This window comes from Bradyrhizobium sp. 25ACV (assembly GCF_054863005.1).
On record NZ_JAVAYO010000008.1, the window covers coordinates 144,233 to 160,070 of the forward strand.

Genomic DNA, 15,838 nt, shown 5'->3' on the forward strand with positions numbered 1-15,838 from the left:
AATGCCGTTATCCCGAGCCAGGTTGGCGCGAACCGACAGAACAGGGAGGCAGTGCCATGACGATGAGGCCGGACCCCACCTTTCACGCATCGCCCAGGCTTGCGATGGAAGCACCTGCGGAGAACTTTGCCTACACGTTGCTGCTCAGTCCGGATTTCTCGAAGCCGGATGCTCTCGCGGTCATCGACGTCAAGCCGGGATCGCCGACCTACAGCCAGATCGTCCACACAGTGACGATGCCCAACAAGGGTGACGAATTTCATCACTTCGGCTGGAATGCCTGCTCCTCCGCTCTGTCGCCGCTCGCCGGACATGCCTTCATCGAGCGGCGCTATCTCATCATCCCCGGAATCCGTTCGTCGCGGATCTACATCATCGATACCAAGCCAGATCCGACCAAAGCCAAGATCCACAAGATCATCGAGCCCGAGGAAATCTTCAAGAAGACCGGCTACTCGCGGCCGCATACCATCCATTGCGGGCCGGACGGCATTTACGTGAGCACGCTCGGCGGCGGCGGCAAGGACGGCACCAACGGACCTCCAGGCGTCTTCATCATGGATTGCGAGACGTTCGAGGTCCTCGGACGATGGGAGATCGACCGTGGCCCGCAGACGCTGCATTATGACTTCTGGTGGAACCTGCCGCGCGATTACATGGTGACGAGCGAATGGGCGTTGCCGCCGCAGTTCGAGAACGGGATCGTCCCGGAGGATCTGCTGTCGAATAAATACGGCCATCGTCTTCACTTCTGGGATCTCCGCGCCCGGCGCAATGTGCAGACCATCGACCTTGGCGCCAATCATCAGATGGCGCTGGAGGTGCGGCCCGCGCACGATCCGGTTCGCGAATACGGTTTCGTGGGCGTTGTGGTCGACACCACCAATCTCGAAGCATCGATCTGGACCTGGTGGCGCGAAGGCGGGAAATTCCATGCCGAGAAGACGGCAACGATCCCGCCCGAGCCCGCGCCAAAGGAGAACCTCCCGCCGCTGCTGCAGGGATTTGGCGCCGTGCCGCCGCTGGTGACCGACATCGACCTGTCGATGGATGACCAGTTTCTCTACGTGTCGTGCTGGGGCACCGGTGAAATGCGCCAGTACGACGTCAGCGATCCCAGAAAGCCGAAGCTTGCGGGCTCCGTCCACATCGGCGGCATCGCACGCCGTACAGCGCATCCGAATGGCAAGGCCTTTGCGGCCGGCCCGCAAATGGTCGAGATCAGCCGCGACGGCAGGCGCGTGTACTGGACCAATTCGCTCTATTCCACCTGGGACGACCAGTTCTATCCCGATGGGGTTCCGGGTGCGGAAGTCATGGCCAATGTCGGTCGCAACGGCGGCCTCGAGCTCGACAAGGACTATTTCGTGAGCTTCCCGGACGGCTATCGTGCGCACCAGATCAGGCTGGAGGGCGGCGATTGTTCGACGGACTCCTTTTGCTACCCGTCGGTCTAGATTGGGGGCACGCGAGCCCGGCGCTTGGCTGGCTGTGGCTCGCTCTTGTCGCGAGCGGCCTCTATCACGGAGTCAATCCGGGGATGGGATGGCCGCTCGCCGTTTCCGCCGGGCTCATGGATAAGAGCCCATCCGCACTCTTCCGTGCGCTGTGGGCCCTGTCGGCCGGGCATCTCCTGGCAACATTTTTCGTGCTGCTGCCGTTCGCGTTCCTGCTCGTGCTGGTCGAGTGGCAGCGTTCGATCCAGATTGGCGCGAGCCTTCTCGTCATCGGCTTCGGCGTTTATCGCCTGATCGCGCAGCGTCATCCCCGTGGGCTGGCACGAATTCCGCCGACGCAATTGGCGCTCTGGTCGTTTGCCGTCGCCATTGCTCACGGCGCCGCCTTGATGCTCGTGCCGATCTATCTCGGGCTCTGCCAGGCCTTCGAATTCGATGCCGGCCATGAAGCGGCGGGCGCGTTGATGAAGACAAGTCTTTTTAAGACAAGTCTTGGGATGGCGGTGCTGGTGTCCCTGGTGCACGTCGCCGCCATGGTCGGCGCCGGCGGATGTCTGGCGTGGCTGGTCTACCGCCATCTGGGATTGAGGTTCGTCTCGCGAAGCTGGTTCAATCTGGATGCCGTCTGGGCGACCAGCCTCGTTCTGGTTGGGGCGGTGGCGCTCGCCTTGAATCTTGCGAGCTGGCGCTGAGGTCTATCGCGCCAGAGGCCACTCGTCGACGATGTGGAATCTTGCCGACGCATCATCCTGCCGAAATAGCGCGATGCGGTCGATCGCCAGCGTCTCGAGCTGCAACGTCGCAAACCGCGTCCGCAGCATCTCCAGGATCGGCCCGCGCCGCTCCGCATCCAGCCGCCCCGTCAGCGTCATGTGGAAGCGGAATTCTTCCATCACGTAAGGGTAGCCCCAGCGGTCGAGATAGTCGCGCTGCCGCTCGCTCAGCTTCTCGGGTTTGCGTCGCGCGCGATCGTCCGCCGACAGCGCGGCGCGGAAGGAATCGAAATCGCGGACGCAATCGGCGGCGAGCTGCTGGAGCGCCTCGACCGGCTCGGCCGGAATGACGGCGATGAAGCCGCTGATGGAATCGACCACCGGCAGGATCACAGGAAGTGGCCGCGGCCTGCCGGCGAATGCGGCGCAGGCGGCCATCAGTTCCGCTTCGGACCTGCCTGATACCAGCGCCATCGGCGCTTTCAGCGTGGCGTGAAAGCCGTACTTGCGGGGATCGGCGCTGACGTCGCGCCAGTCCGGCGCGACTTGCAGCGCATTGCGCGGGAACGGCAGCTCGTTGCCGGTATAGGCGTCGTAGCCGAGCAGCTCCGCGCCGAAACGGGAGAGGGGGCTGTCACTGCCTGCGGCAAAATAGATCGCGTAGCGGGGAAAACCTGTCATCGTCCGAACATAACCAATTTATGCCGCGACGACAGCCTCGCGCGGCGTCACCACAGCAGTGAGCAGCCGGGTCGCCTCGGTGAGGTGCACGAGCTTTCCGCCTGATATCACCGCGATCAGCCGCGGCCGCAGCTTCACGCTGTCGTCGACCAGCAGAATGTCGGCGCGGCGGCCTTCGGCGAGCACGCCGCGATCGGCAAGGCCGGTGGCGCGCGCCGGGCCGGCGGAGACCAGATTCCAGGCTTCCGTCAGCGGCAGCACGCCGTCGGCGGCGAGGCGGAACGCTGCGAGCAGCTGCGCGGGATAATAATAGTCGGACGCCAGCACCGAGCAGAGTCCCTTGGCGATCATGTCGGAGGCCCTGGTCCAGCCGGTGTGGCTGCCGCCGCGCACGACGTTCGGCGCGCCGTAGACGATGGCATCGCCGTTGCTTGCTGCCGCCCGTGCCGTCTCCTCGTTGATCGGAAACTCCGCGATGTCAGCGCCGAGCTCGCGAAACTCCTGGCGCATCGCCGGCGTCGCATCGTCATGCGAGAGCATCCGCACCTCGGCCGCGCGCGCCGCGGCGGCCAGCCGCGCAACTGAAGCCGGCACCTCGTCGGCGCGCGAGACCACGCGTTCGACCAGCCGATCGAATTCCTCAGCTGAAAGCCCCGTGCGCTCGACCATACGGTTGCGCTTGCGCGGCTTGGCCATGTCGGCGACGGTGCCGTCCATGTGGTCGTTGAAAGCGAACAGATCGACCCGGCCTTCGTTGAGCCACTCGCTGATCTCGGCCTCGGCGTCCAGATTGTAGGTCTCGTGCCGCAGGTGGAAGCGGGTGTCGGCGGCAAATTGCGGACGCTGCCGCTCGATGGCCTCCATCAGGCCGCGCGCATTGTCGGCACTGCGCAGGCCCGGCTCCCACGAGCAGGTCGTGGCGTGAAAGACGGTGGTGATGCCGTTGCTGATCGCCTGGCGATCGCTGTCGGCGAGCGCGACATCGATCGGGAAGTCGACGCCGGCGCGCGGCATCATCTGCCGCTCGAAGGCATCGCCGTGAAGATCGACGATGCCGGGCAGCACCAGCAGGTTGCGCGCATCGATCGCGAGCCGCGCCCGGCCCCGTGAGGCATCGACCTGCGCGATGTCCTGTCCCGACACCGCCAATGACGTTTCGACGAGTTCGGTGCCGATCAGGGCCCGGCCGCCTTCAAGGAAAATGTCTGTCACGCGACCGCGTTTCGTTTGCTGGTAAGGGATCTGGTCTGGGGAGTAGCCCGTGCTTCGTATGTCGCGAGAAAATCTTCAATCCCGAGCTTGCGGAAATCGGGCAGCGCTTCGCGCAACTTGTCGTGATCCCAGTCCCACCAGGCGAGCCGCGCGAGCCGTCCGGCGATCTCTTCCGAGAACCGCCGCCGCACGATGCGGGCCGGATTGCCGGCGACGATGGTGTAGGCCGGCACGTCCTTGGTGACGATGGCGCCGGCCGCGATCACCGCGCCGGTGCCGATGTTGCGACCCGGCAGCACGATCGCGCCCTCGCCTATCCAGACGTCATGGCCGATATGGACGTGATGCTGGCGCCGCCAGTCGAAAAAGTCGGCGTCGTCGCTCTCGCCCTCGAAGTAGGCGCTGGAGCGATAGGTGAAATGCGCCTGGGTCGCGCGGTGCATCGGATGATTGCCGGGATTGATGCGCGTCATCGCCGCAATCGAGCAGAATTTTCCGATGGTGGTGTAGGTGATCTGGGAATCGTTCACGACATAGGAGTAATCGCCCATCGCGACGTCGTGCAGGATCGTGCGCGCGCCGACCTCGGTATAGGCGCCGAGCCTGGTCTCGTGCAGCTTGGCCGAGGGGTCGATGGTCGGCTGGACCGAGAGAATCTTGGCGGCCATGTTGCATCCGAAGCGCGAGGGCGGGCGTCCCTCTTCGAGAGGCTTGATGACGATGTCATGACACGGCGATGACAGGGGATGAGCTGTGTAGGATCGCCGCACCACAACGGCTGTGTCACACAAGTGTCAAGCGCGGGCGTTAGCGGTTGGCTCCAGCTAATCTGGAGTCCTGCATGCTGGTGGTGGAAGGTCTGACGTGTCGCTTCGGCGCGAAAGCCGCAGTGGACGACGCTTCGTTTCAAGTCTCCCCCGGCGGCTTCGTCGGCGTGATCGGACGGTCCGGCGCCGGCAAGTCGACGCTGCTGCGAACCATCAATCGTCTCGCGACGCCGACGCAGGGCCGCATCCTGTTCGACGGCATCGACGTCACCGCGCTGCGCGGCAAGGAGCTGCGGCAGTGGCGGGCGCGCTCGGCCATGATCTTCCAGCAATTCAACCTGGTCGGCCGGCTCGATGTCCTCACCAACGTCCTGATGGGACGCCTTGCGACGATGCCGGCCTGGCGCTCGCTGTCGCAAGTGTGGCCCGAGCAGGACAAGGCGCTGGCGATGTCGGCGCTCGAACAGTTCGACATCGCATCGCTCGCCGCCCAGCGTGCCGACCAGCTCTCAGGCGGTCAGCAGCAGCGCGTCGCGATCGCGCGTGCGCTGGTGCAGCAGCCCGACATCATCCTCGCCGACGAGCCGATCGCATCGCTCGATCCGCGCAACACCAAGATCGTGATGGATGCGCTGCTGCGCATCAACAAGCATTTCGGCATCACCGTGCTCTGCAATCTGCATTCGCTCGATCTCGCCCGCAGCTATTGCGACCGCCTGATCGGCATGGCGGCGGGGCGCGTCGTGTTCGACGGCGCACCGGCCGCACTGACCGACCACGTCGCGCGCGAGCTCTACGATCTCGAAGCCGCCGACGTCATGGGCGTCATGCCTGTCCCGTCGCCCGAGGGCGTGCCGGCGCTCGGAACGGCCGCGGCGGCCTGAAGCGCCACCTGTTTTGTTGTCAGTTTTGCGTCAACCGACCCCAACCGATGAAGAGGGTATCATGATCACTCGCAGATTAATTCTCGCCGGCGCCGCCGCGCTCGCGTTCACGGCCTCCGCCTCCGCCGACGATTGGAAGGCGAAATATCCCGAGCTGACCTTTGCGGTCGTCCCGGCCGAGAACGCCTCCGGCGTCACCGAGCGCTGGGCGCCTTTCGTGAACTATCTCTCCAAGGAATTGGGCGTGAAGGTCACGCTGCGCATCGCCAACGACTACGCCGCCGTCATCGAGGGCCAGCGCGCCGGCAACATCCACATCGCCAGCTACGGCTCGGCCTCGTTCGCCCGCGCCCGCCTGACCGGCGTCAAGTCCGACGCCTTCGCCAACGACATCAACGCCGACGGCTCGACCGGCTATTACTCGGTGTTCTTCGTCAAGGCGAGTAGCGCCTACAAGAGCGTCGACCAGCTCAAGGGCAAGAACCTCGGCCTGGTCGATCCGAACTCGACCTCCGGCAACAATGTGCCGCGCTTCGAGCTGGACAAGATGGGCATCCCCGATGCCGACGGCTATTTCAGCAAGGTCGTCTTCACCGGCAGCCACGAGAACGCGATGCTGGCGCTGTCGCAAGGCACGGTCGACGTTGCCGCCAACCAGTGGACCAGCGACGACGATTCCACGCTGGCGCAGATGCTGACCAAGAGCATGCTGAAGAATGCCGACGGCTCGGCGATGAAGAAGGACGACTTCCGCATCATCCATAAGTCGGCGCCGATCATCAACGGCCCCTATGCCTACAATTCCGACCTGCCGGAAGACGCCAAGGCCGCTATCGCCAAGGCGTTCTTCGGCGCGCCGGCCAAGGACAAGGCCGCGTTCGACCGCCTCTCCGACGGTCAGAAGAAGGGCTTTCATCCCGCGACCACCAAGGACTGGGATGGCACGATCGAGCTGATCAAGTTCGTCGATGCGCTACGTAAAAAGAAGGCGTCCTGATCTCAGGGCGATGCAACTGGAGCCGGGTCCTTGGACCCGGCTCTTTCTTTGACGGAACTTAGCTCAGGCAGATGACAACAGCGGTTTCGATCCTCCCCGAGCAGCAGCTTGCCGTGCTCAACGCCGCTTATCGCCAGGCGGTCGGGCGCAGGCGGCTCCGCCTGCTGTTGGGGATCGCGGTCTTCGCCGCCGCGCTGGTTCTCGCGGGAATCGGCGCGGAAGTGAATCTGCGCACGCTATTCACTTATTTCGGCAATTTCGTCAGCTATTTCGACCGCATCCTCACGCTCGACAACGGCCAGCGCGTCTGGACCGATGTCGGCGAGTGGCTCTGGGGCTGGCGCAAATGGCTGAAGATGCTGGGCGAGACGCTGCTGATCTCCTATGTCGGCACGCTGATCGGCGCGACCTTGGCATTTTGCCTCAACTTCTTCGCCGCTGAAAACACCTCGCCCGCCCCCTGGCTGCGCTTCGTCGTCAGGCGCCTGCTCGAGTTCGCCCGCACCGTTCCGGGCATCGTCTTCGCGCTGATCTTCGTGATCGCCTTCGGGCTCGGACCGATGGCCGGTGTGCTCGCGATCGCGATCCACTCCACCGGCGCACTCGGAAAGCTGTTCTCGGAAATCGTCGAGAACGCCGACATGAAGCCGGTCGAGGGCATCCGCTCGACCGGCGCGAGCTGGCTCTCCTGCATGCGGTTCGCCGTCGTGCCGCAGGTGACCGCGGGCTATGCCAGCTATGCGCTGCTGCGCTTCGAGATCAATGTCCGCGAAGCCTCCGTGATGGGCTTCGTCGGCGCCGGCGGCATCGGCCAGGAGCTCGTCGTCGCGATCCGAAAATTTTATTACTCGGACGTCAGCGCGATCCTGCTCACCATCATCGTCACCGTGTTCATCATCGATATCAGCACCGGCTGGCTGCGCGGCCGCCTGTTCGGCAAGGAGGCGCGGACGTGACGAGGCGGCAAGCGGTCGACACGCGAGAGCTTCGCGCGCGTTACCCGGATGTGTTCGACCGTCCGGCCTCCGCGCGGCTTGCCACACCGGCGATGATCGTCGCGGCGTTCGCGATCCTCATTTACGGCCTGGTCGATCTCGACTTCTCGCCGTCGCGGTTCTTCGCAGGCCTCAGCCAGCTCGGCTGGATCACGCTGATGATGATCCCGCCTGACCCCGGATCGTCACTGCCGATCTATCTGAAGGCGCTCGGCGAGACGCTGTCGATCGCGCTGCTCGGCACGACGCTGGCCGCTGTGTTCGCGCTTCCGGTCAGTCTGCTCGCCGCGCGCAACGTGGTGCCGTCGAAGCTCCTGCGTTTTCCTGTCCGCCGCGTGCTGGATTCGATCCGCGGTGTCGACACGCTGATCTGGGCGCTGGTGTGGATCAACGTCGTCGGGCTCGGCCCGTTCGCCGGCGTGCTCGCCATTGCGGTGTCGGATTTCGGCGCCTTCGGAAAGCTGTTCTCGGAGGCGATCGAGGGCGCCGACCAGAAGCAGGTCGAGGGCATCCGCGCCTCCGGCGGCAGCGCGCTGCACGAGATCCGTTTCGGCCTGTTGCCGCAGGTGCTGCCCGTGATCGCCGGGCAGGTGCTCTATTTCATCGAATCCAACACACGCTCGGCCACCATCATCGGCATCGTCGGCGCCGGCGGCATCGGCCTCCAGCTCGCCGAGCAGATCCGCGTGCTGGAATGGCAGAAGGTGTCGTTCCTGATCCTGATGATCCTGGTCGCGGTCGCCGCGATCGATTTCATCTCGGGCAAGCTGCGATTTGCGATCATTGGGCGAAGGGCTGTCACCTGATCAATGGTGCCGTAGGGTGGGTTAGCCGAAGGCGTAACCCACCACTGTCTATCTCCGCGGAGAAGAGGTGGGTTACGCCTTCGGACTGCGCTTCGCGCAGCCCAAGGCTAACCCACCCTACGACTCCACCAGAAACTCCACGCGCTCCGCGGCAAATCGCGAATGCTTGGTCACCAGCGGCTTGCCCTGGAGATCGTGGTCGGTCGCATCGACCACGAGGATCGGCCGTCCCAGCGCCAGATCGAGCCGTGCCGCGTCGGTTGCGTCGACGATGCCGGCGGTGATCCGGGTCGCACCGCGGCGATAGTCGCGGACGCCGTAATGTTCCAGCAGCTTCGTCATCGAGCGCGTCACCGCGAACACGGCGCCGGCACCTGGAAACAATTCCGCAGACAGCCAGGTGGTGGAGACGCAGATCGGCGTGCGGTCGGCGAGGCGAATCGCCTCGATCCGCACCAGCGGCGCGCCGGCCTTCAAGCCGAGCTCGCGCGCCAGCTCACGGGTCGCGATATCGTCGGTCGCCTCGATCAACTGCCCGCGCGGCTCGCGGCCGCCGGCGCCCACGATCTCGGAGAAGCGGGTGCGCGAGCGCAGGGGATAGGCGAGCTTCTGTGCCTCGACATAGGTTCCGCTGCCGCGCTCGGCGCGCACGAGGCCGCGCTCGGCGAGCGCTGCCAGCGCGCGCCGCACGGTGTGGCGGTTCACCCGATAGGTTTCGGCGATCTCCATCTCGCCCGGCAATTTGTCGCCGGCCACGAAGCGGCCGTCGGCGATGCCGCGCTCGATGCCGTCGGCAACGAGGCGCCATAGCGCGACGCCGGACGACGCAGTGTCTTGCATGCTCATATCGCCGGCCAGCCTAGCCCAGAAATCACAGCTTTGTCACGAAACAGTCATGGCGCTCCCGTATTAAGTTGTCTATTATCATAGACAACTTCGATGCGGCAAGTTCTGTCAAAGGTTCGGTGGATCAGGTGACCCAGCACAACAACCAGCAAGCCCAGCGCCAGGCCGCCATGGCCGTGCTGGCGCACGCGGAGGCGGGCGAGATCGCCGCCCGCCTCCGCAACTTGGCTGTCCCGGCCCATCAGGATTTGCGCGCGCCCGAAAACGGTCTCGTCATGCTGCGCGGCCGGGTCGGCGGCGACGGCACGCCGTTCAATCTCGGTGAAGCCACGGTGTCGCGCGCCGCGGTGCGGCTTGCGAGCGGCGAGGTCGGATTCGGCTACACGCTTGGGCGCGACGGCGAGAAAGCGCGGCTGATCGCTTTGTGCGACGCGCTGGTGCAGTCGAGGGATTTTGGCGGAGCGGTGGAGCGGGACGTTATCGCCCCGTTGCGTGAGCAACTTATGACGGGCCGCGCGCAGGCGGCGGCCGAGACCGCTGCGACGAAGGTTGATTTCTACACCATGGTGCGCGGTGAGGGGTGAGATCATGACCACGATTGCGGAACTGCCGCCGGGTTTCGCCGACAAGGTGTTGTCGGCGCAATCGACCTTTCGCTCGGTCATGGACGCGATGGCGCGGCCCGGATCGGTCCAGCGCATCGTGCCGGGCGCGGGGACGCCCGACAGGATGATGCGCGGCACGGCCGCGATCGCGCTGACGCTGTTCGACCACGACACGCCGCTCTGGCTCGATGCGCGGATGGCGGAGAGCCCGGACGTGGTGAAATGGCTGAAGTTCCACACCGGCGCGCCGGTGGTGCAGGATTCCTCCATCGCGAGTTTTGCGCTGATCAGTGACGGCGGTGCGCTGCCGCCGCTCGAACGCTTCGCGCTCGGGACCAGCGAATATCCGGATCGGTCCACCACGGTGATGCTGCAGGTCGATAGCCTCGACTCCGGGCGCAGCTTCGAGCTGCGTGGCCCCGGCATCGACGGCGTCGCCATGCTCAATGCGGCGATCAGACCTTTCGATTTGTTCGAGCATCTGCGTGTCAACGAGGCGCTGTTTCCGCGCGGCATCGATGTGGTGCTGGTCGCCGATGACGCCGTGGTCGCGATCCCCCGCACTACGCGTATCGTGAGCAAGGGAAGCTAGAAGCATGTATGTCGCAGTCAAAGGCGGCGAACGCGCCATCGAGAACGCCCATCGCCTGCTCGCAGACAAGCGGCGCGGCGACCGAGACGTTCCGGAGGTTACGCTCGACCAGATCTCGGAACAGCTTGGGCTGGCCGTGGACCGCGTCATGAGCGAAGGCTCGCTCTACGATCGCGAGCTCGCGGCGCTCGCGATCAAGCAGGCACGCGGCGACCTGATCGAGGCGATCTTCCTGGTTCGCGCCTTCCGCGCCACGATGCCGCGTTTCGGCGCGAGCGAGCCGGTCGACACCGGCGCGATGCGCGTGCAGCGGCGGGTGTCATCGACCTTCAAGGACATTCCCGGCGGGCAGATCCTCGGGCCGACCTTCGACTACACCCATCGCCTGCTCGACCCTGCGCTCGCGCAAGGCTTTGTGCCGGAGGCGCCGGCAACGGCGGAAGCGTCCACGGCGCCGACGCCGCGCGTGACCGACATTCTCGGACGCGACGGGCTGATCGAATCCTCGCCGCAGGCCGAGGACGGCGCCAGCGTCGGCGATCTCACCCGCGAGCCGCTGAATTTTCCGGCGGACCGTGATTTGCGCCTGCAAAACCTTGCGCGCGGTGACGAAGGTTTCCTGCTGGCGATGGGCTATTCCACCCAGCGCGGCTATGGCCGCAACCATCCTTTCGCCGGCGAGATCCGCTTCGGCGAGGTCGAGGTGGAATTTTTGGCTGAAGACGTCGGCTTCGCCGTGCCGCTCGGCTCGATCGAGCTCACGGAGTGCCAGATGGTCAACCAGTTCAAGGGCTCCGCGACCGAAGCGCCATGCTTCACCCGCGGCTATGGCCTCGCCTTCGGCCAGAGCGAGCGCAAGACCATGTCGATGGCCCTGGTCGACCGCGCGCTGCGCGCCCGCGAGCTCGGCGAGGAGGCACTCGCCCCGGCGCAAGATGAAGAATTCGTGATGTCGCATTCGGACAACGTCCAGGCCACCGGCTTCGTCGAGCATCTGAAGCTGCCGCATTATGTCGACTTCCAGTCCGAGCTCGGCCTGCTCCGCAAGCTGCGCAAGGAATTTACTGACGCCCAGGCGCCTGACGCCATGAAGGAGGCCGCGGAATGAACGCGCCCGCCTACAACTTTGCCTATCTCGACGAGCAGACCAAGCGGATGATCCGCCGCGCGATCCTGAAGGCGATCGCGATTCCCGGTTATCAGGTGCCGTTCGCCAGCCGCGAGATGCCGATGCCCTATGGCTGGGGCACCGGCGGCGTGCAGGTCACCGCTGCGATCCTCGGTCCCGCCGACGTGCTGAAGGTGATCGATCAAGGCTCCGACGACACCACCAACGCGATCTCGATCCGGAAATTCTTCGCCAAGACCGCCGGCGTCGCCACGACCACGGCGACGGATGAGGCGACCGTGATCCAGACCCGTCACCGCATCCCGGAGGCGACGCTGCATGCAGACCAGGTGCTGGTCTATCAGGTGCCGATCCCGGAGCCTTTGCGTTTCCTCGAGCCGCGCGAGACCGAGACGCGGCGCATGCACGCGCTGGCCGAATACGGCCTGATGCATGTGAAGCTCTATGAGGACATCGCCCGCTTCGGCCACATCGCCACCGCCTACGCCTATCCGGTCAAGGTCAACGCGCGCTACGTGATGGATCCGTCGCCGACGCCGAAATTCGACAATCCCAAGATGGACAATTGCCCGGCACTGCAGCTATTCGGTGCCGGCCGCGAGAAGCGCATCTATGCGATTCCGCCTTACACGAAAGTGGTGTCGCTCGATTTCGAGGACCATCCGTTCGAGCCGTACCGCTTCAACGCACCCTGCGCGCTGTGCGGCGCGGAGAATTCCTATCTCGACGAGATCGTCACCGACGACAAGGGCGGACGGATGTTCGTGTGCTCGGACACCGATTATTGCGAGAGCCGCCAGGCCGCCGGCCATCACGGCAGCCTCAGCGCCGCGCCGTACAAGGAGAAGGCGCAAGGAGGCACCAATGGTTGATCAGGCCGCGCTCGAAAACGATCAGCCGCTGCTGGTCGCGACCTCCCTCAGCAAATCCTTCGGCCGCATCGCCGCGTGCCGCGATGTGTCCTTCGCGCTCTATCCCGGCGAGGTGCTGGCGATCGTCGGCGAATCAGGTTCGGGCAAGTCGACGCTGCTGCAATTGCTGTCGGGCCAGCTTGCTGTCAGCGGCGGCCATGTGTCCTATCGGATGCGCGACGGCGTCGCCCGCGATCTCGCCTCGCTCGGCGAAGCCGAGCGGCGCTTCCTGTACCGCACCGACTGGGGTTTTGTGCATCAGGACCCCGCCCAGGGCCTGCGCATGGCGGTCTCGGCCGGCGCCAATGTCGGCGAGCGGCTGATGGCGGTGGGCTGGAATCACTATGGCCGCATCCGTGAGACCGCGTCCGACTGGCTCACCCGCGTCGAGATCGACACCGCCCGCATCGACGACGCGCCGCGCACCTATTCCGGCGGCATGCGCCAGCGCCTGCAGATCGCGCGCAATCTCGTTACCGAGCCGCGGCTGGTGTTCATGGACGAGCCGACCGGTGGCCTCGACGTCTCCGTGCAGGCGCGCCTGCTCGACCTCCTGCGCAGCCTCGTCGCTGAGCTGCATCTCGCCGTCATCATCGTCACCCACGACCTCGCGGTCGCGCGGCTGTTGTCGCACCGCGTGATGGTGATGAAGGGCGGCCGGGTCATCGAGACCGGTCTCACCGATCAGGTTCTCGACGATCCGCGCGAGCCCTATACGCAACTCCTCGTCTCCTCGATCCTGCCGCCATGAACCTTTCAATATGAGTTCTCCAATGACCGCCATGATCGACATCACTGATGCCAACAAGACCTTCACCATGCACCTGCAGGGCGGCATCGAACTGCCTGTCGTCAGTGGCGTGACCTTCCGGGTCAACGCGAGCGAGTGCGTCGTGCTGTCGGGGCCGTCAGGCGCCGGCAAGTCGTCGATCCTGAAGATGATCTTCGGCAATTACCGCTGCGATAGCGGCCGCATCGGCATCCGCCACCGCGGTGCGCTGATCGATCTCGCCGCCGCCGAGCCGCGGCAGATCCTCAACGTCCGCCGCGTCACCATCGGCTATGTCAGCCAGTTCCTGCGAGCGGTGCCCCGCGTAGCCACCATCGACGTCGTCGCAGAGCCCCTGATCGTGAACGGCATGCCACGCGCCGACGCGCAGGCCCGCGCCGGTGAGCTGCTGCAGCGCCTCAACATCCCCGAGCGTCTCTGGCAGCTTCCGCCCGCGACCTTCTCCGGCGGCGAGCAGCAGCGCGTCAACGTCGCGCGCGGCTTCATCTCGGACCTGCCGATCCTGCTGCTGGACGAGCCGACCGCCTCGCTCGATGCCGCCAATCGCGCCGTGGTGGTCGAGCTGGTCGCCGAGAAAAAACGCCAGGGCGTCGCCATGGTCGCCATTGTCCATGACGACGAAATCCGTCATCTGATTGCCGACCGTATCGTCGACGTCACCAGCTTCGCCGCCGCGGCCTGAGGGAAATGGAAATGAACGTCAAGCCGAAGGACATTGTGATCGCCAACGCCAGAATCGTGCTGGCTGACCGGGTGATCGAGCAGGGCTGGCTCGCTCTTGCCGACGGGCGCATCGCTGAGGTCGGTGAGGGCAGGGCGCCTGCGGGTGCCGAGGATGCCGGCGGCGATTTGATCATGCCGGGCCTGATCGAGCTGCACACCGATCATCTCGAAGCCCATTACGTGCCGCGACCAAAGGTGTTCTGGAATCCGGTCGCCGCCGTGATCTCCTACGACGGCCAGCTCGCCACCTCGGGCATCACCACCGTGTTCGATTCGCTCCGGGTCTGGCGCGAGGACGGCGCCGAGGAGGTCGATGGCCGCGCCGGTGTGCTCGCCGCCGCGATCACGACTGCGCGCGACGCCAGCCTCCTGCGCGCCGATCACTTCCTGCATCTGCGCTGCGAGATCCCGATGCCGAGCGTCGTCGAGGAGGCCAAGGAGCTGATCGACCGTCCCGACGTCAAGCTGATGTCGCTGATGGACCACACGCCCGGCCAGCGCCAGTTCCGTGACGAGGTCAAGCTGCGCGACTATTACCGCGGCAAGGGCGGCGGCAAGACTGATGCCGAGCTCGACGAGCTGTTCGCAAAGCGCTTCGAATATCAGAAGCTCTATGCCGCGACCAACATGCGCGAGATCGTGGCGCTGGCGCATCAGTACAAGATCCCGCTCGCGAGCCACGACGACACCACCGAGGAGAACGTCGCGGATGCCGTGCGGGACCGCGTGTCGGTGGCGGAATTCCCGACCACTCTCGAAGCCGCGCGCAGCTTGCACGAGGCCGGCATCGACATCCTGATGGGTGCGCCGAATGTCGTGCGCGGCGGCTCGCATTCCGGCAACATCGCCGCGGTCGATCTCGCCCGCGAAGGCCTGCTCGACATTCTGTCGTCGGACTACATCCCGTCGAGCCTCCTGATGGGGGCGCTGCAATTGCCTGAGCATGTGCCCGCCATCGGCCTTGCCGCGGCGATCCGCACCGTGACCAAGGCCCCTGCGGAGGCGGTTGGCCTCACCGACCGCGGCGAGGTCGCGATCGGCAAGCGCGCCGACCTCATTCGCGTGCATGTCGCGGGCCACGTTCCCGTCGTCCGCAGCGTCTGGCGCGAAGGACACCGTGTCGCATGAGCGAGACCGTGACCACAACGCATCATGAGGCGGGCGCGATCGGCCCCGGCCGGCTCGTGCTGGTGGTCGGTCCCAGCGGCGCGGGCAAGGACACGCTGCTGCGGCTGGCGCAGGCGGCCTGCGCTGACGATCACGACATTGTCTTCCCGCGCCGAATCGTGACGCGCGAATCCTCCGCCGATGAAGACAATGTCGCGCTCGGTCCCGACGAATTCCGCCGCGCGTGCGAGCATGGCGATTTCGCCGTGCATTGGGACGCGCACGGGCATTCCTACGCGCTGCCGCTCGACGTCAACGACGATATCCGCGCCGGCCGCACGGTCGTCGCCAACGTCTCGCGCACGGTGATCGGCGCGCTGCGCCAGACCTACGCTGACATCGTGGTGGTCGCGATCACGGCGCCGCCGGATGTGCTGGCCGCGCGGCTGGCTGCGCGCGCGCGACAAAGCGACGGCAACATCGCCGAGCGCCTCACCCGCAGCGTCGACGACAGGTCGGCGCAGGCTGATGTCACCATCCTCAATGCCGGTAGCGCGGACTATCACGCCCGCCAGCTCGTGCGCGTGATCAGGAATGAAGGCTGGCACGATTAGCCAGTACAG

18 protein-coding genes are annotated in these 15,838 nt (G+C 65.4%); 14 read left to right on the forward strand and 4 right to left on the reverse strand.

The genetic code is table 11. The features are described 5' to 3' along the window. The first annotated feature begins 56 nt into the window (after positions 1 to 56). Both RAD04_RS20095 and RAD04_RS20100 read left to right on the forward strand, forming a co-directional pair. A complete protein-coding gene (locus RAD04_RS20095; protein WP_461625135.1) occupies positions 57 to 1,457 on the forward strand; it encodes a selenium-binding protein SBP56-related protein in 1,401 nt (466 codons plus the stop codon). An 83-nt stretch (positions 1,458 to 1,540) separates the two neighbouring features. Next, entirely contained in the window at positions 1,541 to 2,149 is a 609-nt protein-coding gene (locus tag RAD04_RS20100) for a hypothetical protein (RefSeq protein ID WP_461625136.1), read from the forward strand. Positions 2,150 to 2,152: 3 nt separating this feature from the next. On the opposite strand, the gene RAD04_RS20105 is transcribed toward RAD04_RS20100, so the two are convergent. The 3 genes from RAD04_RS20105 to RAD04_RS20115 are packed head-to-tail and all read right to left on the reverse strand — an operon-like array spanning position 2,153 to position 4,731. Further along, the gene (locus tag RAD04_RS20105) at positions 2,153 to 2,851 is read right to left on the reverse strand and encodes a DUF1045 domain-containing protein (RefSeq protein WP_461625137.1); all 699 of its coding nucleotides are present in this window, start codon (positions 2,849 to 2,851) and stop codon (positions 2,153 to 2,155) included. An 18-nt stretch (positions 2,852 to 2,869) separates the two neighbouring features. Further along, positions 2,870 to 4,063: an alpha-D-ribose 1-methylphosphonate 5-triphosphate diphosphatase gene (locus RAD04_RS20110; protein ID WP_461625138.1), complete on the reverse strand. Its 1,194-nt coding sequence runs from the start codon at positions 4,061 to 4,063 to the stop codon at positions 2,870 to 2,872. Continuing rightward, a complete protein-coding gene (locus tag RAD04_RS20115; protein ID WP_461625139.1) occupies positions 4,060 to 4,731 on the reverse strand; it encodes a transferase hexapeptide repeat family protein in 672 nt (223 codons plus the stop codon). Before RAD04_RS20115 ends, RAD04_RS20110 begins: the two co-directional genes overlap by 4 nt. Before the next feature lie 173 nt (positions 4,732 to 4,904). Between RAD04_RS20115 and phnC the strand changes: the two genes are divergently transcribed. The 4 genes from phnC to phnE (RAD04_RS20135) all read left to right on the forward strand — a co-directional run bounded on the left by phnC (position 4,905) and on the right by phnE (RAD04_RS20135) (position 8,512). Continuing rightward, positions 4,905 to 5,714: a phosphonate ABC transporter ATP-binding protein gene (gene phnC / locus RAD04_RS20120; protein WP_461625140.1), complete on the forward strand. Its 810-nt coding sequence runs from the start codon at positions 4,905 to 4,907 to the stop codon at positions 5,712 to 5,714. Positions 5,715 to 5,775: 61 nt separating this feature from the next. After that, a complete protein-coding gene (phnD, locus tag RAD04_RS20125; RefSeq protein ID WP_461625141.1) occupies positions 5,776 to 6,711 on the forward strand; it encodes a phosphonate ABC transporter substrate-binding protein in 936 nt (311 codons plus the stop codon). Positions 6,712 to 6,782: 71 nt separating this feature from the next. Beyond that, positions 6,783 to 7,667 (forward strand): phosphonate ABC transporter, permease protein PhnE, encoded by an 885-nt coding sequence (gene phnE / locus RAD04_RS20130; RefSeq protein ID WP_091955628.1) that lies wholly within the window; start codon positions 6,783 to 6,785, stop codon positions 7,665 to 7,667. Continuing rightward, a complete protein-coding gene (gene phnE / locus RAD04_RS20135; RefSeq protein WP_461625142.1) occupies positions 7,664 to 8,512 on the forward strand; it encodes a phosphonate ABC transporter, permease protein PhnE in 849 nt (282 codons plus the stop codon). Before phnE (RAD04_RS20130) ends, phnE (RAD04_RS20135) begins: the two co-directional genes overlap by 4 nt. 117 nt (positions 8,513 to 8,629) lie before the next feature. On the opposite strand, the gene phnF is transcribed toward phnE (RAD04_RS20135), so the two are convergent. Next, positions 8,630 to 9,358 carry a phosphonate metabolism transcriptional regulator PhnF gene (phnF, locus tag RAD04_RS20140; protein ID WP_461625143.1) on the reverse strand — a complete coding sequence of 243 codons (729 nt, stop codon included), beginning with the start codon at positions 9,356 to 9,358 and terminating at the stop codon, positions 8,630 to 8,632. A gap of 119 nt (positions 9,359 to 9,477) precedes the next feature. On the opposite strand from phnF, the gene phnG reads away from it, so the two are divergent. From phnG to phnN, 8 genes are read left to right on the forward strand one after another with little or no spacing between them, the layout of a single operon-like run. Continuing rightward, on the forward strand, positions 9,478 to 9,942 hold the full coding sequence (gene phnG, locus RAD04_RS20145) for a phosphonate C-P lyase system protein PhnG (RefSeq protein WP_461625144.1): 465 nt from the start codon (positions 9,478 to 9,480) through the stop codon (positions 9,940 to 9,942). 4 nt (positions 9,943 to 9,946) lie between these two features. Continuing rightward, positions 9,947 to 10,555, forward strand: coding sequence for a phosphonate C-P lyase system protein PhnH (gene phnH / locus RAD04_RS20150; RefSeq protein WP_461625145.1), 609 nt, complete (start codon positions 9,947 to 9,949; stop codon positions 10,553 to 10,555). A gap of 4 nt (positions 10,556 to 10,559) precedes the next feature. Then, entirely contained in the window at positions 10,560 to 11,663 is a 1,104-nt protein-coding gene (locus tag RAD04_RS20155; RefSeq protein WP_461625146.1) for a carbon-phosphorus lyase complex subunit, read from the forward strand. Next, a complete protein-coding gene (locus tag RAD04_RS20160; protein WP_461625147.1) occupies positions 11,660 to 12,556 on the forward strand; it encodes an alpha-D-ribose 1-methylphosphonate 5-phosphate C-P-lyase PhnJ in 897 nt (298 codons plus the stop codon). Before RAD04_RS20155 ends, RAD04_RS20160 begins: the two co-directional genes overlap by 4 nt. Next, positions 12,549 to 13,346 (forward strand): phosphonate C-P lyase system protein PhnK, encoded by a 798-nt coding sequence (gene phnK, locus RAD04_RS20165; protein WP_461625148.1) that lies wholly within the window; start codon positions 12,549 to 12,551, stop codon positions 13,344 to 13,346. Before RAD04_RS20160 ends, phnK begins: the two co-directional genes overlap by 8 nt. Positions 13,347 to 13,368: 22 nt before the next feature. Beyond that, complete coding sequence (gene phnL / locus RAD04_RS20170; RefSeq protein WP_461625149.1) at positions 13,369 to 14,067, forward strand: phosphonate C-P lyase system protein PhnL; 699 nt, start codon at positions 13,369 to 13,371, stop codon at positions 14,065 to 14,067. Positions 14,068 to 14,078: 11 nt separating this feature from the next. After that, positions 14,079 to 15,236, forward strand: a complete 1,158-nt coding sequence (locus RAD04_RS20175; RefSeq protein WP_461625150.1) for an alpha-D-ribose 1-methylphosphonate 5-triphosphate diphosphatase — start codon at positions 14,079 to 14,081, stop codon at positions 15,234 to 15,236. Further along, entirely contained in the window at positions 15,233 to 15,829 is a 597-nt protein-coding gene (phnN, locus tag RAD04_RS20180; protein ID WP_461625151.1) for a phosphonate metabolism protein/1,5-bisphosphokinase (PRPP-forming) PhnN, read from the forward strand. The genes RAD04_RS20175 and phnN overlap by 4 nt, the downstream gene beginning before the upstream one ends. The last annotated feature ends 9 nt before the right edge of the window (positions 15,830 to 15,838 follow it).

Excerpts from the sequence above, each read along its gene's own strand:
- RAD04_RS20095 (WP_461625135.1), top strand. The coding sequence starts at position 57 with ATGACGATGAGGCCGGACCCCACCTTTCACGCATCGCCCAGGCTTGCG.
- RAD04_RS20100 (WP_461625136.1), top strand. The coding sequence starts at position 1,541 with ATGGGATGGCCGCTCGCCGTTTCCGCCGGGCTCATGGATAAGAGCCCA.
- RAD04_RS20105 (WP_461625137.1), bottom strand. The coding sequence starts at position 2,851 with ATGACAGGTTTTCCCCGCTACGCGATCTATTTTGCCGCAGGCAGTGAC.
- RAD04_RS20115 (WP_461625139.1), bottom strand. The coding sequence starts at position 4,731 with ATGGCCGCCAAGATTCTCTCGGTCCAGCCGACCATCGACCCCTCGGCC.
- phnC (WP_461625140.1), top strand. The coding sequence starts at position 4,905 with ATGCTGGTGGTGGAAGGTCTGACGTGTCGCTTCGGCGCGAAAGCCGCA.
- phnD (WP_461625141.1), top strand. The coding sequence starts at position 5,776 with ATGATCACTCGCAGATTAATTCTCGCCGGCGCCGCCGCGCTCGCGTTC.
- phnE (WP_091955628.1), top strand. The coding sequence starts at position 6,783 with ATGACAACAGCGGTTTCGATCCTCCCCGAGCAGCAGCTTGCCGTGCTC.
- phnF (WP_461625143.1), bottom strand. The coding sequence starts at position 9,358 with ATGAGCATGCAAGACACTGCGTCGTCCGGCGTCGCGCTATGGCGCCTC.
- phnH (WP_461625145.1), top strand. The coding sequence starts at position 9,947 with ATGACCACGATTGCGGAACTGCCGCCGGGTTTCGCCGACAAGGTGTTG.
- RAD04_RS20155 (WP_461625146.1), top strand. The coding sequence starts at position 10,560 with ATGTATGTCGCAGTCAAAGGCGGCGAACGCGCCATCGAGAACGCCCAT.
- RAD04_RS20160 (WP_461625147.1), top strand. The coding sequence starts at position 11,660 with ATGAACGCGCCCGCCTACAACTTTGCCTATCTCGACGAGCAGACCAAG.
- phnK (WP_461625148.1), top strand. The coding sequence starts at position 12,549 with ATGGTTGATCAGGCCGCGCTCGAAAACGATCAGCCGCTGCTGGTCGCG.
- phnL (WP_461625149.1), top strand. The coding sequence starts at position 13,369 with ATGACCGCCATGATCGACATCACTGATGCCAACAAGACCTTCACCATG.
- RAD04_RS20175 (WP_461625150.1), top strand. The coding sequence starts at position 14,079 with ATGAACGTCAAGCCGAAGGACATTGTGATCGCCAACGCCAGAATCGTG.
- phnN (WP_461625151.1), top strand. The coding sequence starts at position 15,233 with ATGAGCGAGACCGTGACCACAACGCATCATGAGGCGGGCGCGATCGGC.